Source organism: Kitasatospora sp. NPDC058218 (genome assembly GCF_042882445.1).
In the GTDB taxonomy this organism is placed as follows: Bacteria; Actinomycetota; Actinomycetes; order Streptomycetales; family Streptomycetaceae; genus Kitasatospora.
This window is the reverse complement of the sequence record NZ_JBHVWC010000041.1, coordinates 22,250-46,187: the sequence shown is the minus strand read 5'-3', so window position 1 is coordinate 46,187 and position 23,938 is coordinate 22,250. Positions and strand designations below refer to the sequence as shown.

General features: G+C 73.4%; 20 protein-coding genes. 2 read left to right on the top strand and 18 right to left on the bottom strand.

Annotation, left to right across the window (positions count from 1 at the left end; genetic code table 11):
• Window positions 1-44: 44 nt before the first annotated feature.
• The 6 genes from ACFVYI_RS25100 to ACFVYI_RS25075 form a co-directional block, all read right to left on the bottom strand.
• On the bottom strand, window positions 45-587 hold the full coding sequence (locus ACFVYI_RS25100; protein WP_387889324.1) for a GNAT family N-acetyltransferase: 543 nt from the start codon (window positions 585-587) through the stop codon (window positions 45-47).
• 98 nt (window positions 588-685) lie between these two features.
• Complete coding sequence (gene ffh / locus ACFVYI_RS25095; RefSeq protein WP_387889409.1) at window positions 686-2,251, bottom strand: signal recognition particle protein; 1,566 nt, start codon at window positions 2,249-2,251, stop codon at window positions 686-688.
• Between the two features lie 190 nt (window positions 2,252-2,441).
• A complete protein-coding gene (locus tag ACFVYI_RS25090) occupies window positions 2,442-4,955 on the bottom strand; it encodes a [protein-PII] uridylyltransferase (RefSeq protein WP_387889321.1) in 2,514 nt (837 codons plus the stop codon).
• 180 nt (window positions 4,956-5,135) lie between these two features.
• Window positions 5,136-5,474, bottom strand: coding sequence for a P-II family nitrogen regulator (locus ACFVYI_RS25085; protein WP_329489763.1), 339 nt, complete (start codon window positions 5,472-5,474; stop codon window positions 5,136-5,138).
• Complete coding sequence (locus ACFVYI_RS25080; RefSeq protein WP_387889318.1) at window positions 5,474-6,841, bottom strand: ammonium transporter; 1,368 nt, start codon at window positions 6,839-6,841, stop codon at window positions 5,474-5,476. The genes ACFVYI_RS25085 and ACFVYI_RS25080 overlap by 1 nt, the downstream gene beginning before the upstream one ends.
• Window positions 6,842-7,137: 296 nt before the next feature.
• Complete coding sequence (locus ACFVYI_RS25075; protein WP_387889315.1) at window positions 7,138-8,592, bottom strand: hypothetical protein; 1,455 nt, start codon at window positions 8,590-8,592, stop codon at window positions 7,138-7,140.
• A gap of 625 nt (window positions 8,593-9,217) precedes the next feature.
• On the opposite strand from ACFVYI_RS25075, the gene ACFVYI_RS25070 reads away from it, so the two are divergent.
• Entirely contained in the window at window positions 9,218-9,892 is a 675-nt protein-coding gene (locus ACFVYI_RS25070; protein WP_387889312.1) for a bifunctional DNA primase/polymerase, read from the top strand.
• Between the two features lie 224 nt (window positions 9,893-10,116).
• Here the strand turns inward: ACFVYI_RS25070 and ftsY are convergent, their stop codons facing one another.
• From ftsY to ACFVYI_RS25040, 6 genes are all read right to left on the bottom strand, one after another.
• Window positions 10,117-11,325: a signal recognition particle-docking protein FtsY gene (gene ftsY, locus ACFVYI_RS25065; protein WP_387889310.1), complete on the bottom strand. Its 1,209-nt coding sequence runs from the start codon at window positions 11,323-11,325 to the stop codon at window positions 10,117-10,119.
• Between the two features lie 47 nt (window positions 11,326-11,372).
• Window positions 11,373-15,005, bottom strand: a complete 3,633-nt coding sequence (gene smc / locus ACFVYI_RS25060) for a chromosome segregation protein SMC (protein ID WP_387889308.1) — start codon at window positions 15,003-15,005, stop codon at window positions 11,373-11,375.
• A gap of 177 nt (window positions 15,006-15,182) precedes the next feature.
• Window positions 15,183-15,386 carry a hypothetical protein gene (locus ACFVYI_RS25055; protein ID WP_030243474.1) on the bottom strand — a complete coding sequence of 68 codons (204 nt, stop codon included), beginning with the start codon at window positions 15,384-15,386 and terminating at the stop codon, window positions 15,183-15,185.
• Window positions 15,387-15,808: 422 nt separating this feature from the next.
• Window positions 15,809-16,108 carry an acylphosphatase gene (locus ACFVYI_RS25050; protein WP_387889305.1) on the bottom strand — a complete coding sequence of 100 codons (300 nt, stop codon included), beginning with the start codon at window positions 16,106-16,108 and terminating at the stop codon, window positions 15,809-15,811.
• Window positions 16,109-16,143: 35 nt separating this feature from the next.
• Entirely contained in the window at window positions 16,144-16,641 is a 498-nt protein-coding gene (locus ACFVYI_RS25045; RefSeq protein ID WP_387889302.1) for a winged helix-turn-helix transcriptional regulator, read from the bottom strand.
• Window positions 16,642-16,718: 77 nt separating this feature from the next.
• Entirely contained in the window at window positions 16,719-18,068 is a 1,350-nt protein-coding gene (locus ACFVYI_RS25040; protein ID WP_387889301.1) for a transmembrane domain-containing protein, read from the bottom strand.
• A gap of 294 nt (window positions 18,069-18,362) precedes the next feature.
• Between ACFVYI_RS25040 and ACFVYI_RS25035 the strand changes: the two genes are divergently transcribed.
• Window positions 18,363-19,283 carry a hypothetical protein gene (locus ACFVYI_RS25035; protein ID WP_387889406.1) on the top strand — a complete coding sequence of 307 codons (921 nt, stop codon included), beginning with the start codon at window positions 18,363-18,365 and terminating at the stop codon, window positions 19,281-19,283.
• A 6-nt stretch (window positions 19,284-19,289) separates the two neighbouring features.
• Here the strand turns inward: ACFVYI_RS25035 and mutM are convergent, their stop codons facing one another.
• The 6 genes from mutM to coaD all read right to left on the bottom strand — a co-directional run bounded on the left by mutM (window position 19,290) and on the right by coaD (window position 23,898).
• A complete protein-coding gene (gene mutM / locus ACFVYI_RS25030) occupies window positions 19,290-20,183 on the bottom strand; it encodes a bifunctional DNA-formamidopyrimidine glycosylase/DNA-(apurinic or apyrimidinic site) lyase (RefSeq protein ID WP_387889299.1) in 894 nt (297 codons plus the stop codon).
• A gap of 51 nt (window positions 20,184-20,234) precedes the next feature.
• Window positions 20,235-21,023, bottom strand: a complete 789-nt coding sequence (rnc, locus tag ACFVYI_RS25025) for a ribonuclease III (RefSeq protein ID WP_387889297.1) — start codon at window positions 21,021-21,023, stop codon at window positions 20,235-20,237.
• A 19-nt stretch (window positions 21,024-21,042) separates the two neighbouring features.
• Window positions 21,043-21,216, bottom strand: coding sequence for a 50S ribosomal protein L32 (gene rpmF, locus ACFVYI_RS25020; protein ID WP_030056747.1), 174 nt, complete (start codon window positions 21,214-21,216; stop codon window positions 21,043-21,045).
• Window positions 21,217-21,218: 2 nt separating this feature from the next.
• Window positions 21,219-21,863 carry a YceD family protein gene (locus ACFVYI_RS25015; protein ID WP_387889295.1) on the bottom strand — a complete coding sequence of 215 codons (645 nt, stop codon included), beginning with the start codon at window positions 21,861-21,863 and terminating at the stop codon, window positions 21,219-21,221.
• 150 nt (window positions 21,864-22,013) lie between these two features.
• Entirely contained in the window at window positions 22,014-23,210 is a 1,197-nt protein-coding gene (locus ACFVYI_RS25010; RefSeq protein WP_387889293.1) for an ATP synthase F0 subunit B, read from the bottom strand.
• Window positions 23,211-23,409: 199 nt separating this feature from the next.
• Window positions 23,410-23,898: a pantetheine-phosphate adenylyltransferase gene (gene coaD, locus ACFVYI_RS25005; RefSeq protein WP_360641241.1), complete on the bottom strand. Its 489-nt coding sequence runs from the start codon at window positions 23,896-23,898 to the stop codon at window positions 23,410-23,412.
• Window positions 23,899-23,938 lie beyond the last annotated feature (40 nt).

Sequence of the window (23,938 nt, the reverse complement as noted above, 5' to 3'; positions counted from 1 at the left end):
TACAGCCGCAACGCCGCGCCCCGAACCCCCCGCCCGGGCGCCCGCTACTCCCCCGGCCCGGGCCACTCCTCGGAGGTCAGCGCGAACCGCTCGTGGTCCCGCCAGGCACCGCTCAGGAACAGCATCCGGGGCGTGTACCCCTCGTGCCGGAACCCCAGCCGCTTGGCCAGCCCGATCGAACGCCCGTTGTCCGGCTGCACGTTGATCTCCAACCGGTGCAGGCCGAGGCCGCCGGCCGCCTGCGGGGCGAAGCAGCGGTCCACCACCAGCCGCATGCCCTCGGCCATCCGGCCCGTCCCGGCGAACGGCAGGTACGAGTCGTAGCCGAGCGCGGCGTTGCAGAACCGGCCCATCACGATGTTGGCGACGTTCACCTTGCCGACCAGCCCGCCGGTCGCCTGATCGATGATCAGGAAGGTCCGCAGACCGGCACCCTGGCGCTCCAGGAGGTCGGGAAGCCCGTTCGGCTCGACCGGGTTCCACCGCCCGATGTGCTCGGCGGACCGGCGGACCGCTTCGGCGTACACAACCTCGTCCTCGGCCCGCGGGGCCCTGATCGTCACTCTCACCCCACCATCATCGGACATGCGAACGGCCCGCCGCCCGGGATGTACCGGGGCGGCGGGCCGCACTCGTGCCCGACGGGCGCGCCGGCCGCGGGGCCGGACGCACGGGGCGGGCGGACCTACAGCAGGTCCTTGAACTCCTTGGGCAGCTCGAAGTCGGCCGGGCCCTTGCCCGCGCCCAGGCCGAACGCCCCGCCCTGGGCCGGAGCCTGGCCGGCGCCCGGGCCGAGCGCGCGGCGCTCGGCGGCCGCGGCCTCCTCCTGGGCCCGCTTCAGCGGGTTGCCGCTCTTGCGCTTCCCCTTGGCCGCCGGGGCCTTCTTGGCGGACTTCTTCGAGCCGCCGCCCATCCCCGGGATGCCCGGCATGCCGGGGATGCCCTTGCCGGAGGCCATCGCCGACATCATCTTGCGGGCCTCGAAGAACCGCTCGACCAGGTTGTTGACCTCGCCGACCTGGACACCGGAACCCTTGGCGATGCGCAGCCGGCGCGAGCCGTTGATGAGCTTCGGGTCGGTCCGCTCGGCCGGGGTCATCGACTTGATGATGGCGCCGACCCGGTCGACGTCCTTGTCGTCGATGTTGTTGATCTGCTCGCGGATCTGGCCCATGCCGGGCAGCATGCCCAGCAGCTTGGAGATCGAGCCCATCTTCCGGACCTGCTCCAGCTGGTCCAGGAAGTCGTCGAGCGTGAAGTCCTTGCCGCCGCCCTGCAGCTTGGAGGCGATCTTCTCGGCCTCGGCCTGCGAGAAGGTCTGCTCGGCCTTCTCGATCAGCGACAGCATGTCGCCCATGCCGAGGATGCGCGAGGCCATCCGGTCCGGGTGGAAGGCGTCGAAGTCGTCGACCTTCTCGCCGTTGGAGGCGAACATGATCTGCCGGCCGGTGACGTGCGCGACCGACAGGGCGGCGCCACCGCGGGCGTCACCGTCGAGCTTGGAGAGCACCACGCCGGTGAAGTCGACGCCGTCGAGGAAGGCCTGCGCGGTGGTGACCGCGTCCTGGCCGATCATCGCGTCGACGACGAACAGGACCTCGTCCGGGTCGACCGCGGCCCGGATGTCGGCGGCCTGCTGCATCAGCTCGGCGTCGATGCCCAGACGGCCGGCGGTGTCGACGACGACGACGTCGTACTGCTTCTGCTTGGCGTACTCGATCGAGTCGCGGGCGACCTGCACCGGGTCGCCGACGCCGTTGCCCGGCTGCGGGCCGTAGAAGGCCACGCCGGCGCGCTCGGCGACCACCTGGAGCTGGTTGACGGCGTTGGGGCGCTGGAGGTCGCAGGCGACCAGCAGCGGGGTGTGCTTCTGCTGCTTCAGCCAGTGGCCGAGCTTGCCCGCGAGGGTGGTCTTACCGGCGCCCTGGAGGCCGGCGAGCATGATCACCGTCGGGCCGCTCTTGGCGAACTTCACCCGGCGGGTCTCGCCACCGAGGATGGCGATGAGCTCCTCGTTGACGATCTTGATGATCTGCTGGGCGGGGTTCAGCGCGCCGGAGACCTCCGCGCCGAGGGCCCGCTCCTTGACCTTCTTGATGAAGGCCCGCACGACCGGCAGCGCGACGTCCGCCTCCAGCAGCGCGATGCGGATCTCGCGGGTGGTGGCGTCGATGTCCGCCTCGCTGAGGCGGCCCTTGCCCCGGAGGTTCTTGAACGTCGCTGCGAGGCGATCGGAAAGGGTGTCGAACACGTCGTCGCGGGTCCCTTGCGGCATCGGTATCAGTACGGTCGTCGCCCCCAAGCGTATCCGGCCGCCCTGGCAACGGTCTCCACCCCCGGGCGAACCGGCCCCGGGGGCGCTCCGACGGGGGCGCTCCGGCGGGCCGCCGCCGTCCGGCGCCGCCCGGAACGGAAGGGCCGCCCGCCCCGGCGGGGCGTGCTCAGCCCAGCGCCGCCCGGACGGCCGCCGCCACCTCCCCGGCCCGCTGGGCGGCGAGCGGCCGGCCCGCCTGGTCGGTCAGGTAGAAGGAGTCCACGGCCTCCGCGCCGAGCGTGCTGACGTGTGCCGTCCGCACCCGGACGCCGGCGCCGTCCAGCGCCCGCCCGATCCGGTGCAGCAGGCCGGGGGCGTCGTGGGCGCGCACCTCCAGCACGGTCGCCGTGGCCGAGGCCACCGCGGGCGCCACCGCGACCAGCGGCGGCGGGGTGGGGATGCCGCGCCGGCGCGGGGCGGCCGCGTCGCGCTCGGCGAGCCGGCGCGAGACGTCCAGCGACCCGTCCAGCGCCCGGCGCAGGTCGGCCCGGAGCCGGGCCGCCTCCGGCAGCTCGCCGAACTCGGCCGCCACCGTCCAGGAGAGCAGCAGCACCGGGCCGGCGCCGATCGGGTCCAGCTCGCGCAGGCCCGCCGAGCGGACGGTCAGCCGGTGCAGGGCCAGCACCCCGGCGACCGTGCCGAGCAGGCCCGGCCGGTCGGGTACGGCGAGGGTCAGCCGCACGCCCATCGCTTCGGTGCCCGGCTCGTCGACCTCGGCCTGGGCCAGCAGGGAGAGCGCCGGACCGGCCGTCCGGGCGGCCTCGACGGCGAGCCGCTCCTGTTCCGCGGTCGGCGCCGCCTCCCCCGCGTGGGAGCCCCAACGGCCCGGGGCCGGCGACGGGTACGCGCCGGCCAGCTGAGCGGCGGCCCGGGCCGCCAGCCCGTCCACCAGCGAGGCCCGCCAGCGGCTCCAGGCCGCCGGGCCGGTGGCGGTCGCGTCGGCCTCGGTCAGCGCGTGCAGCAGCTCCAGCTGCGGCAGGGTGGCGACCACCTTGGTGATCGCCTCCACGGTGGCGGGGTCGTCCGGATCCCGCCGGGTCGCGGTGTCCACCAGGGTCAGGTGGTGGCGGACCAGCACGGCCAGGGTCTCGACGGACTCGTGGTCGAAGCCCATCCGGACGGCCACGTCGCGGACGATCACCTCGCCCGCCTCGCTGTGGTCGCCGGGCCAGCCCTTGCCGATGTCGTGCAGCAGGGCCGCGACCAGCAGGAGGTCCGGCCGGGCCACCCGACGGGTCATCGCGGCGGCCCGCACGGCCGTCTCCACCAGGTGCCGGTCGACGGTCCAGCGGTGCACGGCGTTGCGCTGGGGGCGGCAGCGGACGCGCTCCCAGTCCGGCAGCAACCGGGTGATCAGGCCCTCCGCCTCCAGCGCCTCCCAGACCGGTAGGCAGGCCTCGCCGGCGCCGAGCAGGGTGACCAGCTGCTCGCGCGCCTCGTCCGGCCAGGGCACCGGCAGCGGGCGGCACTCGGCGGCCAGCCGACGCACCGTCGCGTAGGAGATGGTGAGCCCGTTCTGGGCCGCCGCGGCCGCGGCGCGCAGCGGCAGCACCGGGTCGGCGGCCGGGCGGGCGCCCTGGGCGAGCACCGCCTCGCCGTCCTGCTCGACCACGCCCTCGGCGAGCGGGCGGCGCTGGACGGCGCCGCGGGCCACCGCGCCGGCGCCCCGTCCGGTGCCGGTGAACGGGAAGGAGAGCCGGGAGGAGCGCCGGCCCCGGGTGGTGCGGGCGGCCAGCACCCGGTCCACCGCCCGCCAGGTGACGTCACTCGCGTAGGCGACGGTCCGCGCGGCCTCGTACACCTGGCGCAGCAGGGTGTCGGCGTCCAGCACACCGAGCCGTTCGGCGACCTGGTCCTGGTCCTGCAGGCTGAGCCGCTCGGTGGCCCGGCCGGTGACCAGGTGCAGCGCGTCCCGGACGTCGGACAGCCGCAGCGCGGCGGCGTCCAGGCCGTCGCGCGGGGCGTCGGCCAGCCAGGTGGCGGCGATCGCGTTCAGCGCGACCACGTCGCGCAGGCCGCCCCGGGCCTCCTTGAGGTCCGGCTCCAGCAGGAAGGAGAGCTCGCCGTGCCGCTCGGCCCGCTCGCGGCCGAGTTCGCGCAGCTCGGGCAGGCGGTTCGGGGCGCCGGTGCGCCAGTCGGCGAGGACGGCGGAGCGCAGCCCCGCGGTGAGGGCCGGGTCACCGGCGATGTGCCGGGCGTCGAGCAGGCCGAGCTGGGCCTTGAGATCGGCGGCGGCGACGGTCCGGGCCTCGGCGGGGGTGCGGACGGAGTGGTCGAGGGAGGCACCGGCGTCCCAGACCGGGTACCAGACGCGTTCGGGCAGCTCCGGGTCGAGCGGGCCGTCGTGCAGCAGCAGGATGTCGAGGTCGCTGCGCGGGGAGAGTTCGCCCCGCCCGTAGCCGCCGACCGCGACCAGGGCGACGCCGGCGGGGGCACCGGCCGCCGCGAGAAGGCCGGCCAGCCAGTCGTCGGTGAGCGCGGCCAGCGCGGTGCGGCGGGCGGTGCCGGCGAGACCGGGCGTGTCCAGCAGCCGGGCACGGGCGGTGGCGTGGTCGGTCGGGCCGTCGCCCCCGGCCGGGTCACCGGAGGAGGTCCCGGGCCCGGCGGCGGGCCGGGAGGGCGGGTCGGGCTGCGTGGTCATACGGGGTCCCCGTCCGTCGTCGTCCGGTTGAGCGTGAGCGCTGATTTCGAGCGAGGAGCACCGATTCGAACGAAGAGCGCTGATACGCCGTCAGCGGACCCGCGACCACGGGGTGGTCACGGGCCCGCCTGCGGGATCGTGCTGAATGCTAGGCCCTGTCCCGGGGGGAGGGGGTCCCGGTCAGAGGGCGTCGGGGCCGCGCTCACCGGTCCGGACCCGGACCGCGGTCTCGACCGGAACGCTCCAGACCTTGCCGTCGCCGATCTTGCCGGTCCGGGCGGCCTTCACCAGGACGTCGATCAGCTGGTCGGCGTCGTCGTCCTCGACCAGGACCTCGATTCTGACCTTGGGCACCAGGTCCACGGTGTACTCCGCGCCACGGTAGACCTCGGTGTGGCCGCGCTGCCGGCCGTAACCACTGGCCTCGGTGACGGTCAGGCCGTGCACGCCGAAGGCCTGCAGGGCGGCCTTCACATCGTCCAGGCGGTGCGGCTTGATGACTGCGGTGATGAGCTTCATCAGGCGTCGACCTCGGTCTTCTCGGCGTTCTTGTCAGCGGTCCTGGGGGCGGTGCCGGGGGCGGACTCGGCGACCACGGCCACCGCCGGGGCGGGGGCGATCCTGGCCGGACCGGAGCCCAGCGCGCTGAAGTCGTAGGCGGACTCGGCGTGCTCGGCCTGGTCGATACCGGCGACCTCGACCTCCTCGGCGACCCGGAAGCCGATCGTGCTGTCGATCGCCTTGGCCAGCAGCCAGGAGAGGACGAAGGAGTAGGCGCCGACCACGGCCACGCCCATCGCCTGCTTGCCGAGCTGCTCCAGGCCGCCGCCGTAGAACAGGCCCTTGGCGCTCTGGCCGACGGTGCCGGTGGCGAAGAGCCCGACCAGCAGCGAGCCGATGGCGCCGCCGACCGCGTGCACACCGACCACGTCGAGCGAGTCGTCGAAGCCGAAGCGGTACTTGAGGCTGATCGCCGCGGCGCAGACGGCACCGGCGATCAGGCCGATCGCGACCGCGCCGAGCGGGCTGACCGAGCCGCAGGCGGGGGTGATGGCGACCAGACCGGCCACCGCGCCGGAGGCGGCGCCCAGCGTGGTGAACGCGCCGTGCCGCAGCTTCTCGTAGATCAGCCAGCCGAGCAGCGCGGCCGCCGTGGCCACCTGGGTGTTGACCAGGGCCATCGCGGCGACGCCGTTGGCGGCCAGGGCCGAGCCGGCGTTGAAGCCGAACCAGCCGAACCAGAGCAGCCCGGAGCCGAGCATCACCAGCGGCAGGCTGTGCGGGCGCATCGGGTCCTTCCGGAAGCCGACCCGCTTGCCCAGCACCAGGCAGAGCGCCAGGCCCGCGACACCGGCGTTGATGTGCACCGCGGTGCCGCCGGCGAAGTCGATCACGCCGTTGCGGTCCCCGAGCCAGCCGCCGTTGCCGCCGTCGAAGAAGAAGACCCAGTGCGCGACCGGGAAGTAGACGACGGTCACCCAGAGTGCGATGAACAGTCCCCAGGCGGTGAACTTGGCGCGGTCCGCGACGGCCCCGCTGATCAGCGCCGGGGTGATGATCGCGAACATCAGCTGGAAGGCGGAGAACGCGGTGACCGGGATCGTCCCGGTCAGGTCGTTCAGCCCGATGCCGTGCATCCCGAGGAAGTCCAGGTTGCCGATCAGCCCGGCACCCGCGTCGGGGCCGAAGCTGAGCGAGTACCCGTAGAGGACCCAGAGCACGCTGACGATGCCCAGCGAGAGGAAGCTCATCGCCAGCATGTTGAGGGTGCTCTTGGCCCTGACCATGCCCCCGTAGAAGAAGGCCAGGCCCGGGGTCATCACCATGACCAGGGCCGCGCAAATGAGCACGAAGGCGGTATCACCCGCGCTGAAGCCGTCCGGCATCGGCGTCTCCTCATGAATGGAAGCCGCTCCACACCCGGGATACCTGTCCCGTGCCACCCGGGGTGTCGGCGATGGGAAGGAGCGTGCCGAAGGCGGGTTTCGGCCGATGCGGCCCGGTGTTTCGCGACCGTGACGACGGCGACGCGCGGGTTACGCCTACGTGAACCACGGCCGTGCCGCCGGGTGCGATGGGTTACCGTGCCGCCGCGCGGCACGAGGAGTGCCGGACACACCACCGACCGTGGCGGCGGCGGCCGTCACGGTCGGTGGGGGCTGGGGAGGTGCGTCGGTGCAGGTCAGACGACCGAGACGTACTCCGGGATGTCCTGGACCACCCGCTCCTTGAGCCGGCTGATCGCGTCCACCCCGCCGTACCGGGCGGCGGCGGCCTCGGTGGTCTTGCGCACCCGGGAGTTCAGCCGCTCCGAGCGCACCTTGGTGGCGATGTCCACCGCCTGCTCGGCCATCACCACGGCCTGCTCCGGCTCCCGCTGCAGCAGGTGCACGCTGGCCATGCCGATCAGGTTGAAGGCGTACGAGCGGACGTGGTCGCCGTCCTGCCGGAAGAGGTCGACCGCCCGCTCCATGACCGGCGCGGACATCGAGGCGTACAGCTCGGCCCGGTCGGAGTGGTAGGCGAGGTCGCGGAAGGAGTGGGCGTTCTCGGCGTTCAGCTCGGCCGGCGAGAAGAACTTCAGCCAGTCCGGGTCGCCGTCACCGTCACGGATGTCGGTGAAGGTGTCCTCGGCCAGCCGGACCGCCCGGGCGCAGCGGTTCACCTCGCCGATGGTGGCGTACGCGCGCGCCTCCATCGCGTACAGCAGGGACTGCTGGCGCGGGGTGGCGGTGTCGCGGCTGCCGTACTGGGCGAGGTGGATCAGCTCCAGGGCGTCCTCGCCGCGGTTGAGGTGGATCATCTGGCGGCTCATGTCGGTGAGGATCAGCGCACCGAACGGGCGGTCGCCGGCCTCCTTGGCGGCGTGCAGCGCCAGCACGTAGTACTTCTGCGCGCTGGGGTGCATGCCCACGTCGTAGGACATCCAGCCGGCCAGGTGGGCCAGCTCGGCGGTGAGCCGGAACAGCCGCCTGGTGGTCTGTTCGGGGTACGTCTCCTGGAGCAGGTCGGTGACCTCGTGGAGCTGGCCGACGACGGCCTTGCGGCGCAGCCCGCCGCCGTTCTGCGCGTCCCACTGCCGGAACATGACGGTGGTCTGCTCCAACAGTTCCAGCTCGGGCTCGGAGAGCCGGCCGGTGAACGGCTCGCCGCCGTTGGCCGCCGTCAGGATCGGGGTGGGGGTACCGTTCGGGCCGGGGGCGAGCCAGCGCTGCATCGGCTCGATCAGCGCGGCGCCGGCCGTGAGGGCGAGCGAAGTGCCCAGGAAGCCGCGCCGGTTGAGCATCAGGTCGCTGCGCGAGTAGTCGCTGATCAGCTGGACGGTCTGCGGCGCGCTCCACGGCAGGTCGACGCCGCCGCCCACGGTGGAGACCGGGATGGCGGCGCGCAGCCCGAGGTCCTCGATGGAGACCACGGAGCCGAAGCGTTCGGAGAACAACTCCGACATGATCTTGGGGATCGGCTCGCGGGGCTGCTCCCCGTCGAGCCAGCGCCGCACCCGCGAGGTGTCGGTGGACACGTGGTGGGCGCCGATCTGGCGGGCCCGGCGGTTGACCTGGCGGGCCAGTTCGCCCTTGGACCAGCCGCTGCGGGCGAACCACGTGGTCAGCTTCTCATTGGGTTGCTTCTCTGCCATGGGAACGTCCCCATCCCGCCCGGCCCCTGCTGCGGGGCCCCCGATCGTGACCGCCCGACGGTTGCGGGCTCTTGCCAGACGTGCTGCTTCCGAGGTGCTGTCGAGACCGCCTGCCGGACCACTCGTCGCACTGGTGTGCCATCCTCGCGGACGAGGCGTCAGATTCCCCAACTCCCGCCCCCACAGGGGCGGAAGCGGACTCCACGACGATGTCTGCGTGCTGAACGTAATGCCCCGCGCGGGGTCCGGGGGAGCGGCCCTGGCGAAACGCCACCTTTCGCCACCCCCAGGAGTGAACCGATCCAAGTCCGCACACGCTTCACTGGATAGTCCCGGCGGTCCGGCATATGCGGGCCGCCAAGTCCCCACCGGCACCACCGTCCGTCACCTGCAACCCACAGCAGCCCCAGGCGAGTTTGCCGCCCACTCCGGTCGACGGCCACCTCGCGCAGACGACGATCCGGCATCGGCACCGCCCCCCACAAGGCGGCGCCCGAGGCACAGCACCGCAATAGGCGCACGCCACGCGCTGCGCGCCGCCACCGCACCACGCACCACGCAACGGACAATCAACACAAAGTCACCATCCCGTAACCATCGGCAACGAGATCCTGTTGGGGGAGGCATGGACAACCTGTTCGGCGAACTTCGACTGGGGCACCTGCGGTTGGCCCCGCTGGGCGCGCGCCGCCGCACCCGGGTGACCGCGTCCCGGGCGGCCGCGGAGTACACCGGTCGCTGGGGCTGGGCGGTCACCGTCGGCAACCCGGCCGGCCCGGCCGCCACCGCGGCCCGCTGCCACTGCGGCGCCACCCACTGCGCCGCGCCCGGTCTGCACCCCGCCCCCGCCGGCGCGCCGGCGGCCCGCACCGAGACGGACGTCTCCGTCCTGTTCCCCACCGGCCGCGCCTTCGACGTCCTGGACGTCCCCGAGCAGGCCGGCCTCCAGGCACTGGTCCGGCTGGAGCGCATGGGCACCCAGGTCGGCCCGGTGCTGGCCTCGCCCACCGGCCGGCTGCAGTTCCTGGTCGCCGCCGGCACCGCCCTCCGGCTGCCCGACCTGCTGTACCGGATGGGCTGGGACGACGCCGCGCTCGACCTCACCTGCCACGGCGAGGGCAGCTACGTCGCCGCTCCGCCCACCGTGCTCGGCGGCCTCGGCCCGGTCCGCTGGCTGCGTCGGCCCACCCGCGACAACGCCGGTTGTCCGCCCGAGGCCCGGCTGCTGCTCGGTACCCTCGCCTACGCCTGCCACCGCGGCCGCGAGCGCAGCGCCGAGCCCGCCTGGCTCGCTTCGTAAACTTCGCCCGCTCGCCTCCGGGCCGCTCGACCCGGTGCCGACGGTCGGCGCTCCGTCGCTCCTGCGTCACTCCGTCCCTTCTCCCTTTCGGCACCGGCGCGGCCCTTCGGCTCGGGGCGGGTTCGGCGCGGGGCGGAGCTCAAGACGAGCGGGCTCGCCCGTTCGGGCGGAACGCCGAAGGGCCCGCCCCCACGGGAGCGGACCCTTCATCGGGAAGACGGGGTTCAGTCCCCGATCAGTGCGTCCACGAACGCACCCGGCTCGAACGGCGCCAGGTCGTCGGCACCCTCGCCGAGCCCGATCAGCTTGACCGGGACGCCCAGCTCACGCTGCACCGCGACCACGATGCCGCCCTTGGCGGTGCCGTCCAGCTTGGTCAGCACGATGCCGGTGATGGCGACCACCTCGGCGAAGACCCGGGCCTGGATCAGACCGTTCTGGCCGGTGGTGGCGTCCAGCACCAGCAGCACCTCGTCCACCGGACCGTGCTTCTCCACGACCCGCTTGACCTTGCCCAGCTCGTCCATCAGGCCGGTCTTGGTGTGCAGCCGGCCGGCGGTGTCCACCAGCACGGTGTCGGCGCCCTCGGCGATGCCCTCCTTGACCGCGTCGAACGCGACCGAGGCCGGGTCGCCGCCCTCGGGGCCGCGGACGGTCCGCGCGCCGACCCGCTCGCCCCAGGTCTGCAGCTGGTCGGCGGCGGCGGCCCGGAAGGTGTCGGCCGCGCCGAGCACCACCGTGCGACCGTCGGCGACCAGCACCCGGGCCAGCTTGCCGGTGGTGGTGGTCTTGCCGACGCCGTTGACGCCGACCACCAGGACGACGGCCGGGCCGTCCTCGTGCTTGGTGGAGTGCACCGTGCGGTCGGCGTCCTTGCCGATCAGCTCGACGAGCTCCTCGCGCAGCAGGGCGCGCAGCTCGTCCGGGGTGCGGGTGCCGAGCACCTTCACCCGGGTGCGCAGCCGCTCGACCAGCTCCTGGGTGGGGGCCACGCCGACGTCGGAGGTCAGCAGGGTGTCCTCGATCTCCTCCCAGGTGTCCTCGTCGAGGTGCTCGCGGGAGAGCAGCGAGAGCAGCCCCTTGCCGAGCGTGTTCTGCGAGCGGGAGAGCCGGGAGCGGAGCCGGACCAGCCGGCCGGCGGTGGGCTCGGGGACTTCGAGGGCCGGGACCTGCTCGGCCTCGACCGCCTCGACCGTCTCGGGGACGGCCTCGGCCTCGGGGAGTTCGACCTCCTCGACGGTGCGACGGGGCTCCTGGGTCGGCGGCGCGGCCTCCTCGCCGACCTGGGGCTCTTGTGGGGTCCCGGGCGCCGTGATGACCGGCGCCTGCGACTTCGGGGGGAGCTGCTGGCGTCGTCTGCCGGAAACGACGAGGCCCGCGATCGCGCCGACGGCGACCACGGCGATGACTACGGCAAGGATCACGTATTCCATAACCCGTCCAGTATCCGTGACGGCGGCGCGGACGGACCGCAGGCGGACTAGGCGGAAACGGTACGGCTCGCCGGGGGGCGCTCCCGGTGCTCCCCGCCGGCCCGCCGAGCGGCCGGTGCCGCCTCGCGCAGCCGCTGGCTGATCACCTGGGAGATGCCGTCGCCCTTCATGGTCACGCCGTAGAGGGCGTCGGCGGACTCCATGGTCAGCTTCTGGTGGGTGATCACGATCAGCTGGGAGCTCTCCCTCAGCTCCTCCATGATCCCGACCAGCCGGCGCAGGTTGGTCTCGTCCAGCGCCGCCTCCACCTCGTCCATCACGTAGAACGGGCTGGGCCGGGCCTTGAAGATCGACACCAGCAGCGCCACCGCGGTCAGCGAGCGCTCCCCGCCGGAGAGCAGCGAGAGCCGCTTGACCTTCTTGCCCGGCGGTCGGGCCTCGACCTCGACCCCGGTGGTCAGCATGTTGTCCGGGTCGGTCAGCACCAGCCGCCCCTCCCCGCCGGGGAAGAGCCGCGAGAAGACGCCCTCGAACTGGGCGGCGGTGTCGTGGTACGCCGAGGTGAACAGCTGCTCGACCCGCTCGTCCACGTCCTTGACGATGTCGAGCAGGTCGCGCCGGCTCCGCTTGAGGTCGTCCAGCTGCTCGCCGAGGAAGGTGTGCCGCTCCTCCAGCGCCGCGAACTCCTCCAACGCCAGCGGGTTGACCTTGCCGAGCTGCTGGTAGGCCTTCTCCGCCGCCCGGAGCCGCTTCTCCTGCTCGGCCCGGACGTAGGGACGCGGCTCGCCGGGCTCCTCGCCCTCCTCGTGCGCCGGCGCGGGCACGAGCCGGTCCGGCCCGTACGAGGCGAGCAGCTCACCGCCCTCGATGCCGAACTCCTCCAGCGCCCGGGCCTCCAACTGCTCGATCCGCAGCCGCTTCTCGGCGCGCAGCACCTCGTCCCGGTGGCCGGCGTCGACCAGCTTGTCCAGCTCGGCCTTGAGTTCCCGGCCGTGCTCGCGGTGCTCACGGAGCTGCGCCTCACGCTCGGCACGGGCCTGCTCGACGGCGGCCCGCCCGGCGTCCGCGCGGGCCAGCGACACCTCCAGACAGGCCAGCAGTTGCCGGGCGCCGGCCGTGACGGCGTTCGCCACCCGGGCGTCGTGCTCGGCGCGCGACCGGCGCTCGGCCGCCCGGGCGCGCGCCTCGCGCTCGGTCCGGGCGGCCCGGTCCAGCTGGTCCGCCCGGCCGGTGAGCGCGCGCACCCGCTCCTCGTGCGTACGCACGGCGAGCCGGGCCTCCAGCTCGGCCTGCCGGGCGCCGACGGCTGCCTCGGTGAGCCGCTGTTGCTCGGCCGCGTCGGGTTCGTCCTCCCCCGCGTCGGCCGACTCCTCGGCGGCCGCGAACCGTTCGGCCAGCTCCTCGGCGGTGGCGAGCAGATCGGCCAGCCCCTGTTCGGCACGGGCGGCGGCGGCCGTGAGCCGTTCGGCCTCGCCGGCCGCGGCCCGGGACTGCCCGCCGAGCCGGCCGAGCGCGCCCGCCACCTCGGCCCGCTCCCGCTCGGCCTTGCGTCGGGTGACGGCCAGTTGCTCCAGCTCGGCGGCCGACTCCCCCCGCAGTCCGGTGAGTTCGGCCAGCCGTTCGGCGGACTCCGCGCAGCGGACGTCCAGTTCACCGATCGCCCGGGCCGTCTCGTCCACCGCCGCCTGGGTCTCCAGCAGGCTCGGCGCACCGCCCGCGCCGCCGTGGGCGAAGCCCGCGCCGAGCCGGTCCCCCTCGGCGGTGACGGCGCTCAGCGACGGGTGCTCCGTCACCAGCCGCACCGCCTCGTCGAGCGAGCCGACCACCGCGACCGCCGCCAGCAGTGCCCGCACGGCCGGCAGCAACGGGGCCGGGCCGTCGACCAGTTCGGCGGCCCAACGGGCACCGGGCGGCAACTCCGGTGCCGGCGCGGATGGTTCGGGCGCGGACGGTTCGGGCGCACCCGCGATGAGCAGCGCGGCCCGGCCAGCGTCCTGCGTGCGCAGCAGGCGCAGGGCCTCGGCGGCCGTGGCGGGCGAGTCGACCGCCACCGCGTCCGCGGCGGCGCCGAACGCCGCCGCGACGGCGCTCTCGTGTCCGGGTTCGATCCGCAGCAGCGCGGCCGCCGGGCCGAGCAGCCCGGCCAGCCGGTCACCGGCCGCCAGCAGCGCGCCGCTGCCGTCCTTGCGGCGCAGCCCGAGCGCCAGTGTCTCGTGCCGCGCGATCAGCCCGGCCCGCTCGCGCTCGGCGGCGCCGGCGCTCTCGCGGGCGGCGGCCAGCTCGCGTTCGACGGCGGCGAGCCGCGCCCGGGCGGCCTCGTGCGCGGCGTCGGCCCGTTCGTCGTCCCCCGCCAGCGCGTCGACCTGTGCCCGCAGCTCCTCGTAGGCGGCCAGGGCGGCCTCGGCGCGCAGCAGCGCCTCGTCCCCGGCCTCGGTGAGCCGGCCGATCTCCGCCTCGGCGGCCGCCGCCTTGGAGCCGGCGGCCGCGGCCTGCCCCTGCAGCCGGGCCAGCCCCTCGCGGCGGTCCGCGATGGCCCGGGCGGCGTCCTTCAGCCGCCGTTCCTCCGCGGCGAGTTCACGCTCCAGCCCGCCCCTGGACTCGACCGCCTCGGCGAGCGCGTAGCGGGCCTCCTCCAGGGCCTCGGCCAGCGCCGCCTCCTCCTCCCGGACGTGCTCGGCCTCCCGCTCCAGCTCCTCCGGGTCCCGGCCGCGCCGTTCCTCCACCGCTCCCCCGGCGACCGCGTGCCGGGCCCTGGCCTCGGCCAGCCCGACGGTGCCGCGGGTCCGCTCGGCCAGGGCGGAGAGTCGGTACCAGGTCTGCCGGGCCGCCTCCAGGCTCGGGCCGAGCTGCTGGACCTGCGCCTCCAGGACGGCCTCCCGCTGGATCGCCCGGGCCAGCTCCTGTTCGACGGTGGAGCGGCGCAGCTTCAGTGCCAGCTCGTCGGCGACCTCGGCCTCGACGGCCCGGCGCAGGGCGAGCAGGTCGTCGGCGAGCAGCCGCAGCCGGGCGTCGCGCAGCTCGGCCTGGATGCCGGCGGCCCGGCGGGCGATCTTCGCCTGCCGGCCGAGCGGTCCGAGCTGGCGGCGCAGTTCGGCGACCAGGTCCTGCACCCGGTTGAGGTTGACCTGCATCGCGTCCAGCTTCCGCAGCGCCTTCTCCTTGCGCTTGCGGTGCTTGAGCACGCCGGCCGCCTCCTCGATGAAGGCGCGGCGGCCCATCGGGTCGGCGTGCAGCACGGAGTCGAGCTGTCCCTGCCCGACGATGACGTGCATCTCGCGGCCGATGCCGGAGTCGGAGAGCAGTTCCTGGATGTCCAGCAGCCGACAGGTGTCGCCGTTGAGCGCGTACTCGCTGCCGCCGTTGCGGAACATCGTCCGGGTGATGGTCACCTCGGCGTACTCGATCGGCAGCGCGCCGTCGGAGTTGTCGATGGTCAGGCTGACCTCGGCGCGGCCGAGCGGGGCGCGCCCGCTGGTCCCGGCGAAGATGACGTCCTCCATCTTGCCGCCGCGCAGCGACTTGGCGCCCTGCTCCCCCATGACCCAGGAGAGCGCGTCGACGACATTGGACTTGCCGGAGCCGTTGGGGCCGACCACGCAGGTGATCCCGGGCTCGAACCGCAGGGTGGTGGCGGAGGCGAAGGACTTGAACCCGCGCAGCGTCAGACTCTTCAGGTGCACGCGCCGGTCTCCTCGTCGCTCGCCAGGGCCCCAGCGGCGACTGTATCCGGCCGGACCAGCGGCAACGGCGTCCGGACACGACGAAGGGACGCCACACAGGGCGTCCCTTGCAAGCTGCGTCCCTTATCGGGGCGGCTCAGTGCACAACGGCGTCGATCTGCGAGGACCGGGCGGGACTCAGGTGAGAGCCGGCTCCCGCTGATCCAGGTCGATGCTGTTGAGCAGCGAGTGCTCGTCAGCGACAGCGGTGAGCGCGTCGTTCTCAGCCTGCATCCGAAGGAGCTCGGACTCAAGATCCTGGACGCGCTGCTGAAGCCGTCGCATCTCGGAGAGCATTCGCGGGTCGGGGCCGCCGACGTACCCGAGAAGCGCCTTTGCCATGATGAATGGTCCTCCACGCTGAGTGACCGAACCGGAACGGTACAGGTCTAGGGGGAAGGGGGACGCACGCGCGGCGCGCCACCGGCAGTGCTGGCTGGGCACTACGGCACAACCACCGTGAGCTGGGCTCACGAGGGCGTGCGCCTACCGGGTAAACGCGGTCGTGTGCGCGGGCTTCCAGCGTCTCACCAAAGACGGAAAGGGTCAACACGATCACCGCACGCTACCGCGCCCCTGTCACCTGCCTGGCGGTGTGGTCACACCAGGCGGTCTCGGGCCGGTCCACCATGTGCTCGTGGATCATCGTTCGATGCGGAGTCAACCACGAGTCTGCCCAGATGGCAACCGTATGACACCGACGGCCGCCGATCATTTCACGGGAGCGGACCCCGGCGGGCCCGCCACGGCCCGCGGCACCCCGCTCAGCGGATCTCGAAGCCCGGGTAGCCGGTACCGACGGCCGTCCAGATCTCGGTCACACCGGTGACGCCGCCGGGCGTGTCCGGCCCGCGCAGCAGGGCCAGCAGGTCCTCGCAGTCGGCGGCGAGCCCCTCGGCCACCACCTGGACCCGGCCGTCGCCGAGGTTGCTCGCGTAGCCGGTCAGACCGATCTCCAACGCCCGCGCCCTGGTCCACCAGCGGAAGCCGACCTGCTGGACCTTGCCCCGCACCCAGGCGGTCACCCGGACCGGTTCATCACTGTGTGCGTCGCGACCGTGCATGGCCCCGACCCTATCCGGCCGGGTCACGGCCCGCGCTACGGCGCCGTGGGGCCGGCCATCGTCCAGTCCGGGCTGTGGATCTCCACCCTCAGGTCCGCGCGCCGGCCCTCCTCGCCGCAGGTGCGGCAGACCCAGGCCGGGTCGTACGGGTGCGGCTCGTGCCCGCCGGGGGTGTGTTCGAGGCTCACCGGCGGCTCCGGGAGCAGCCAGCGGTCGCCCCAGCCGAGCAGCGCCTGGGTGAGCGGGGCGAGATCGCGGCCGGCCTCGGTCAGGTGGTACTCGTAGCGCGGCGGCCGCTCGCTGTAGGCGCGTCGCTCGACCACGCCGGCCTCCTCCAGTGCGCGCAGCCGGGCGGTGAGCCGGTCGCGCGGGGCGCCGGTGTTGCGGGCGATCCGGTCGAAGCGGTGGTTGCCGTAGAACAGCTCGCGGACGGCGAGCAGGGCCCACTTCTCGCCGACCACGTGGAGCGCGGCGGCGATCGAGCAGGGCCGGCCGGGGAGCGCGGGCGGGGCCGAAGGCGTGTGGGAGGTCACACGGCCAGCCTGCCACACAGGGTTGCGTTCTCAAACCCGATCGGTGCGGCCCCGCCCGGGTGGTCGCGTCGACGGGGTCAGAAGCCGCCGCCGAAGTCGCCGCCGCCCCCGAAGTCGCCCCCACCGCCGCCGCCGTCGAAGCCGCCGCCGAAGTCACCGGAGTTGAAGTCGCCGCCGGAGTAGTCGCCACCCTCGTACCCGGAGCCGTCGAGCGAGGCCCCGTAGGCCGGGGAGCTCATCATCGAGCCGAGCATGGTGCCGACCAGCAGGCCCGGCAGCAGTCCGCCGCCGCCGAAGCCGCCGAAGTACCCGCCCGCCCAGGGGCCGTACGCCGGGCCGGCGTTCCAGTACGGCTGGGGGCCGTGCTCGGTCGGCACGGTCCGGATCTCCGGGTCCTGCCCGGTGGCCAGCCGGTCGGCGTCCGCCCGGCAGACCGGGACGGTGCGCGCCGCACCGCCGGCCGGGGCCCAGTCGGCGTCCTGCACCGACGGGCCGTGCCGCGGGTCGAAGAAGCACGGCGGACGCCGCTCCGGCAGCGGCCGCCGCTCGCGCCGGGCGTCCAGGGTGGCCAGCGCGAACCGGCCGTCCTCCAGCGCCTCGGTGACCGGCTTGACGTCCCCCGGCCCCTTGGCCTCGTCCATGCTGCGCTTGGCCCGCTCGTAGGAGTCGAGGGCGTGGGCGTAGTCGGCGCGCTGGACGTCGTCGGCGGCCGGGGCGCCCGGGTTGAAGTCGAGCCGGTCCAGCTCCTCGCCGAAGGCGGTGATGTCCTCGTCCACCACCCGGCGCAGCTGCGCCAGTTCGGCCCGGCGCTGCTCCTCCTTGCGCTTCTTCGAGCGGCGGAAGAGCAGGAAGACGCCGGTACCGGCCAGCGCCAGCAGGGCCAGCGGGACGACGACCGCCGCCGTGGAGATGCCGCCGGAGGTGCTGTTCACCCCGTGGCCCTTGACCTGGGGTGCGGCGGTGTCGACGAAGTCGTTCAGGGCCGCGTCGATGTCGCCCGGGTGCGAGCGCACCGAGGCGCCCGCGATCCGCTCGGCGCTCCCGGTCGGCAGCGCGCCCCGGTCGGAGCGGGCCTGGAACTGGTCACCGCGCCAGATGCCGTAGACACCGGCGATGCCGACCTTGGTGCGCAGGTCCGGGAACACCGTGTTCGCGCCGTACGGGTCGGCGGCCGGGACCACCGCGATGAAGATCGGCTTGTCGGTCTTGCGGATCTTCTCGGTCAGGGCATCGGCCTGGCTCTGGCTGAACCGGCTGGTCATCGCCGGGTCGACGTACACCTGGCCCTGCTTGAGCGCGGCGGCCGCGTCGTCCAGCCCGCCGGCCGCGGAGGCCGCCGGGGCCAGCAGGAGCAGCAGCCCGAGCAGCACCGCCACCAGGGCCGCCGGCCCGGCGCTCCGGGAACGTCGTCGAGCAAGGGTTCTCATGTCATCGACGCTACCCCTCCGGGCGCATCGGCAGGGCATCCCCGCCGCGTACGGGCGACCCGGTGCACCCCCACCGACCGCCGGGGTCGCTCCCCTCCTCGGGGATGATGTTTCCCCCGGCCGCCCCTGAGGCCGGCCCGCGACGGGAACCCGGCGACCGGCCCGGTCGTCCGTCCCGGCGGGCACAGGGCAGTCACGGGGCGATCGGACCCTACCCCGCGACCAGGCATAGTGGTGGCCGGACCTGCGTCCCATTACCTACTCTTGACCGCTTCTCTCGATCGGAGCAACTGGGTGTTCATCGGCCTCGTCACCGCCGTGGCGGCCTCCGCCTGCTACGGCACCGGTTCGGTCCTGCAGGCCGTCGGATCACGTCGCTCCGCCCGGGAGGAGGCCGCCGCCGGGGGCGACTCCGCCGGGGTCACCGCACACGGCGGGCCCAGCCTCGCCTCCACCGCGAAGGCCGCCGTCACCTGGGAGTTCATCCTGGGCACGGTCCTCGACTTCATCGGCTTCGGACTCGGCGCACTGGCCGCGCGACTGCTGCCGCTGTTCCTCTCCCAGACCATCATCAGCGCCAACCTGGTGATCACCGCGGTGCTGAGCATCAAGCTGCTCGGTATCCGGCTCAAGCAGCTGGAGTGGGCGTCGATCGGCGTGCTCTGCTCGGCGCTGGTGCTGCTGGCCGTCTCCGCCGGGCCGGAGGGCGGCCACCACGCGGAGATGTCCTTCCACTGGTGGCTGCTGCTGATCACCACCGTGCTGCTGGTCGGCGGCGGGCTGCTGGTCCGGCGGATGGGCGCCAACGGCGCGATCGTCGCCGGTCTGCTCTCCGGACTCGGCTTCGGCGCACTCGGCGTCGGCGTGCGGATCCTCAACGGCGTCGAGCCGTTCGAACTCGGCGCGCTGCTCTCCGACCCGGCCCTGTACGCGATCCTGGTCGGCGGCATCGGCGGCATGTACGTGCACACCGTGGCGCTGCAGATCGGCTCGGTGAACGGCGCGACCGCCGCGCTGGTGGTCGGCGAGACGGTGCTGCCCGGGGCCGTCGGCGTGATCTGGCTCGGGGACTCCTCCAAGGACGGCCTGGCCTGGCTCGGTGCGGCCGGCTTCCTGCTCGCCGTGGTCTCGGCGGTCGGCGTCGCCTACTTCGGCCAGGACACCCACGGCCCGGCCGGGTCGGAGCACCCGCAGCCCGAACTCAGCAAGCGGTAGCGGCTCTCAGCCCCCGCTGCGCGCCCGGGGGACGCGCTGGCAGCGGGGGCAGAAGTAGCTGGAGCGGTTCATCCAGGCGGCCCGGCGGATCGGGGTGCCGCAGCGACGGCAGGGCTCGTCCTCGCGGCCGTAGGCGTCGAGGTCGCGGGAGAAGTAGCCGCTCTCGCCGTTCACGTTGACGTAGAGGCTGTCGAAGCTGGTGCCGCCGACGGCCAGGGCCGCCGTCATCACGTCCCGCGCGTGGGCCAGCAGCACGGCGGCCTGCGGGCGGGTGAGCGAAGCGGTCGGGCGGTCGTAGTGCAGCCTGGAGCGCCAGAGCGCCTCGTCGGCGTAGATGTTGCCGACCCCGCTGATCAGGGTCTGGTCCAGCAGCGCCCGCTTGACCGTGGTGCGCCTGGCCCGCAGCGCGGCCACGAAGGCGGCGTCGTCGAAGCGCGGATCGAGCGGGTCCCGGGCGATGTGCGCGATGGAGAGCGGGGTGCCCTCCGGGTCGCCCTCCTCGGCCTCCTCGACGGCCAGCCCGCCGAAGGTCCGCTGGTCGACGAAGCGAAGCTCGCGCCCGCCGTCGGTGAACCGCAGCCGCACCCGCAGATGCTTCTCGTCGGGCACCGACGGGTCCTGGACGAGCAGTTGGCCGCTCATGCCGAGGTGGCCGATCAGCGAGAACCCCCCGGCCGACGTCCTGCCGGCCGCGCCGGAGAGCGGCACCCAGAGGTACTTGCCCCGGCGCTGGGCGGCGCCGAGCGTGGTGCCGGTCAGCCGAGCGGTGAAGTCGGCCGCGCCGGCCGGCTGACGGCGAACCGCGCGCGGGTGGAGCACGTCGACGCCGGCGACGGTCCGTCCGGCGACCCAGTTCGCCAGACCTCGGCGGACGACCTCGACCTCGGGGAGTTCGGGCACGGGAACAAGCCTCCTGCGACAGTGATCTGCAGGAGGAAGGCTACTGCGTGCTCAGGCGCCGGCGGGCAGGCGGTCGGCGTACTTCTCCTTGATCGCCCGCCAGGCGCTCTCCGCGGCCTTCTGCTCGGCTTCCTTCTTCGAGCGGCCGACGCCGCTGCCGAAGTCCTCGCCGGCCACCCGGGCCGCGGCGGTGAACGTCTTCTCGTGGTCCGGACCGGACTCCTCGACCACGTACTCCGGCACCCCGATGCCCACCGAGGCGGTGAGCTCCTGGAGGCTGGTCTTCCAGTCCAGGCCGGCGCCCAGCTGAGAGGACTCCTCGATCAGCGGGTCGAACAGGCGGTGGACGAACTCGGTGGCCGCGTCCAGACCCTGGTCCAGGTAGACGGCGCCGATCACGGCCTCGACGGTGTCGGCGAGGATCGACGACTTGTCGCGGCCGCCGGTGCCCTCCTCACCCTTGCCGAGGCGGATGAACGTCCCGAGCTCCAGGCCCCGGCCGACGTCCGCGAGCGCGCGGGAGTTGACCACCGCGGCGCGGAGCTTGGCGAGCGTGCCCTCCGGGACGTCCGGGTGGACGCGGTAGAGGGTGTCGGTCACCACCAGGCCCAGCACCGAGTCGCCGAGGAACTCCAGGCGCTCGTTGGTGGGCAGCCCGCCGTTCTCGTACGCGTACGAGCGGTGGGTCAGGGCACGCACCAGAAGGGCGCGCTCGAGCGTGTACCCGAGGCGCCCTTCCAGGACGTCGTATTCGGTCGAAGCCGGCCCGCCGGCCTTTCCGCCGCCCGAAGAAGCCTTCGGGGCGATGGCCGCCTTGCGGGAAGAGTTACCGTCCGACATCGATCCGTACACCCGCCGATCAGACCGAGAGGACCTGGCGGCGGTTGTACGTGCCGCAGCTCGGGCACGCGATGTGGCCGAGCTTCGGCTCGTGGCAGCGGTCGCACGCCACGAGGGCCGGAACGACGGCCTTCCAGTTGGAACGGCGGTGGCGCGTGTTGCTGCGCGACATCTTCCGCTTCGGAACAGCCACGGCTACTTCTCCTGGTTCTCGGCGGCACCCTCACGGGTGTCGCTGTTCTTGATTCCGTCACCCTCGTCGCCGGGGGCGGCGGAGAGTCCCTGCAGAGCCGCCCACCTGGGGTCGGCGGCGTCGTGGTGGTGCGTCGGGTCGTCGCTCAGGCGCGCTCCGCATTCGGAGCACAGGCCCAGGCAGTCTTCCTGGCACACCGGCTGCAGCGGCAGTGCGAGCACCACCGCGTCACGCAGCACCGGCTGGAGGTCGAAGAAGTCGCCCTCCAGACGGTAAGTCTCTTCTTCCGAGTCCTCGTCGAGGTCCTCGGCACCGGCGGTCCGGGCGCGGTGGCGCTCGTCGGACTCCGGGTAGTAGTACAGCTCCTGGAAGTCCACGTCGATGTCGTCCTCGACGGGCTCAAGGCACCGTACGCACTCGCCCTCGATCAGGGCCTCGGCGGTGCCGGTCACCAGCACGCCCTCGACCACCGACTCCAGGCGGAGTTCCAGCCGCAGCTCGCTCTTCTCCGGGACGCCGATCACATCGATGATCCCGAGGCCCTCGGGGGCCTCCAGGGTGCGGGACACCTTGCGCAGCGAGCCCGGGCGACGGCCGAGCTCGTGCGTGTCGAACACGAGGGGGTCGCGGTGGTCGAGGCGGTTCAAGGTGTCCTGACTTCCTGAGAAAACTGATGTGCGGCGCTGCTCACCGGACGATGCGTGGGCAGACCGACGGCCCGACACGGAGAGGCCGGAGTGGTCAGACTACCGGAGTCTCCCGCCAGGCCCAACTTCGGTCCCGGCCGGCGGGAGGCCTCAGCGGCCGCCGAGCTCCCGGAGCCTGGTCATGTCGATCATGCTGGTGTCGAAGAAGCTGGTCTCGTCCAGGCCCGGCTGTTGCTGCTGCTGCGGGACGGCCGGCGGATTGGCGGGCTGCTGCGGGTAGCCTCCCCCGGCCTCCGGCTGGGGGTGCCCCCACGCGTCGTACTGCTGCGCCGGGTAGCCCTGCTGCGGATAGCCGTAGCCGCCCTGCTCCTGCGCGACCGGGTACCCCTGCGGCTGCTGCTGCGGCTGCTGCCCGTACCCGTACTGCCCGCCGTACGGATCGCCCTGACCCGCCGGGTCGAAGCCGCCGCCGTACACCTCGGCGTACTGCCCGCCGGGCTGCTGCGCGGCGGCGTACTGGTCCGTGCCGGGGGCCTGCCAGCCGGCCGCGGCCGGCGTCTGCTCCGGCCAGGTCTGCTGCTGCGGCACCTCCTCGCGGTACCACGGCACCTCCTCGCCGTCGGGGTCGGCAGCGAAGCCCGCCGCGACCGCCTCGGCGCGGTTCTTGGCCTGCTGGGCCTGGTCGGCGGCGGCCAGGTAGGCGCCCAGCTCGTCGATCGGGGCCTTGCCGAGCAGCTTGTCGCGGCCCTTGCCGACCGCCTCCAGGGTCGCGCTGAGGACGTTCTCCAGGGTGGCGAGCTTCACATCGACGTACTCGTCGACCTCGGGGCTCGGGGTGATCCGCGGCTGCGGCCGGAACTCCTCGCCGTCGCCCTCGCCCTCGTACCCGGTCTCGAAGACGCTGGAGTCGCCGCGCAGCTTGGTCCGGCCACGGCCGACCGCGCCGAGCGTCTTGGTGAGCACGACCTCGAAGTTGGCGAGCTTGCTGTCCACGTAGTCGTCGGCCTCGGCGCGCTTGGTCTCGACCTCGGCCCGCGCCTCCGCGAGGATGCGGTCCGCCTCGGCCTGGGCCCGCCGGACCACCTCGGTGTCGGAGATCAACGAGCCGCGCTCGGCGTGCGCGCCCTGGATGATCCGGTCGGCCTCGGCCTCGGCGCCGGCGACCACCTGCTCGTGGTCGGCCATCACCGACTGGGCCTGGGCCAGCTCGGCGGGCAGCGCAGCCCTGAGGTCCTGGAGCAGCCCGACCAGCTCGGCTCGGTTCACCACGCAGGAGGCCGACATCGGCATCGAGCGGGCGTTCTCGACGGCCGCGACGATCTCGTCGACCTTGTTCTGCACGTCCACGGGGCTTCGTCTTTCCGTGTGCCGCCGACGGTCCGGCGGAGGCAGGCCCGGCGCGGTGGACCTCACCGCAGGGCAGGAAGACAGACTTTACGGCCACTGCGGGGCGAGGTCACAACGCCCGGACCGGCCCGCCGGACCGGGCTCGGGACAAGTGGTGACGAATCGGCAGAAACGGACCGGCCGGGCGCCGACCGGACCGCTACTGGGCCTTCCGCTGCTCGATCCGCTCGACCAGCCGGCGGTGCACCGTCTCCGGCAGCAGGTGCGAGACGTCGCCCCCGTACGAGGCGACCTCCTTGACCAGCGTGGACGACAGGAAGCTGTACGTCGGCGAGGTCGGCAGGAAGAGCGTCTCGACGCCGGTCAGCCCGTGGTTCATCTGGGCCATCTGCAGCTCGTAGTCGAAGTCGCTGACGGCACGCAGGCCCTTGACGATCGCCGGGATGCCGCGCTCCCGGCAGAAGTCCACCAGCAGACCGAGGTGCGACTCGACCACGATGTTCCCGTACTTGGCGGTGGTCTCCTCGATGAGCGCGATCCGCTCCTCGATGGTGAACATGCCCTGCTTGTTCCGGTTGATCGCGACCGCGACATGAACCACGTCGTACAGCTTCGAGGCCCGCTCGATGATGTCGAGATGACCGTTGGTGATCGGGTCGAACGATCCGGGGCAGACGGCGCGGCGCATGGCGTGGATGCTCCCTCGTGGGGTGACGGGTCCTGCGGGC

What these genes read in the sequence shown, in the direction of transcription:
- ACFVYI_RS25075 (WP_387889315.1), bottom strand. Translation starts at nt 8,592, where the DNA reads ATGGCAGAGAAGCAACCCAATGAGAAGCTGACCACGTGGTTCGCCCGC.
- ACFVYI_RS25040 (WP_387889301.1), bottom strand. Translation starts at nt 18,068, where the DNA reads ATGAGAACCCTTGCTCGACGACGTTCCCGGAGCGCCGGGCCGGCGGCC.
- ACFVYI_RS25080 (WP_387889318.1), bottom strand. Translation starts at nt 6,841, where the DNA reads ATGCCGGACGGCTTCAGCGCGGGTGATACCGCCTTCGTGCTCATTTGC.
- rnc (WP_387889297.1), bottom strand. Translation starts at nt 21,023, where the DNA reads ATGTCGGACGGTAACTCTTCCCGCAAGGCGGCCATCGCCCCGAAGGCT.
- ACFVYI_RS25055 (WP_030243474.1), bottom strand. Translation starts at nt 15,386, where the DNA reads ATGGCAAAGGCGCTTCTCGGGTACGTCGGCGGCCCCGACCCGCGAATG.
- ACFVYI_RS25050 (WP_387889305.1), bottom strand. Translation starts at nt 16,108, where the DNA reads ATGCACGGTCGCGACGCACACAGTGATGAACCGGTCCGGGTGACCGCC.
- ACFVYI_RS25070 (WP_387889312.1), top strand. Translation starts at nt 9,218, where the DNA reads ATGGACAACCTGTTCGGCGAACTTCGACTGGGGCACCTGCGGTTGGCC.
- ACFVYI_RS25100 (WP_387889324.1), bottom strand. Translation starts at nt 587, where the DNA reads ATGTCCGATGATGGTGGGGTGAGAGTGACGATCAGGGCCCCGCGGGCC.
- ftsY (WP_387889310.1), bottom strand. Translation starts at nt 11,325, where the DNA reads ATGGAATACGTGATCCTTGCCGTAGTCATCGCCGTGGTCGCCGTCGGC.
- coaD (WP_360641241.1), bottom strand. Translation starts at nt 23,898, where the DNA reads ATGCGCCGCGCCGTCTGCCCCGGATCGTTCGACCCGATCACCAACGGT.
- ACFVYI_RS25090 (WP_387889321.1), bottom strand. Translation starts at nt 4,955, where the DNA reads ATGACCACGCAGCCCGACCCGCCCTCCCGGCCCGCCGCCGGGCCCGGG.
- ACFVYI_RS25085 (WP_329489763.1), bottom strand. Translation starts at nt 5,474, where the DNA reads ATGAAGCTCATCACCGCAGTCATCAAGCCGCACCGCCTGGACGATGTG.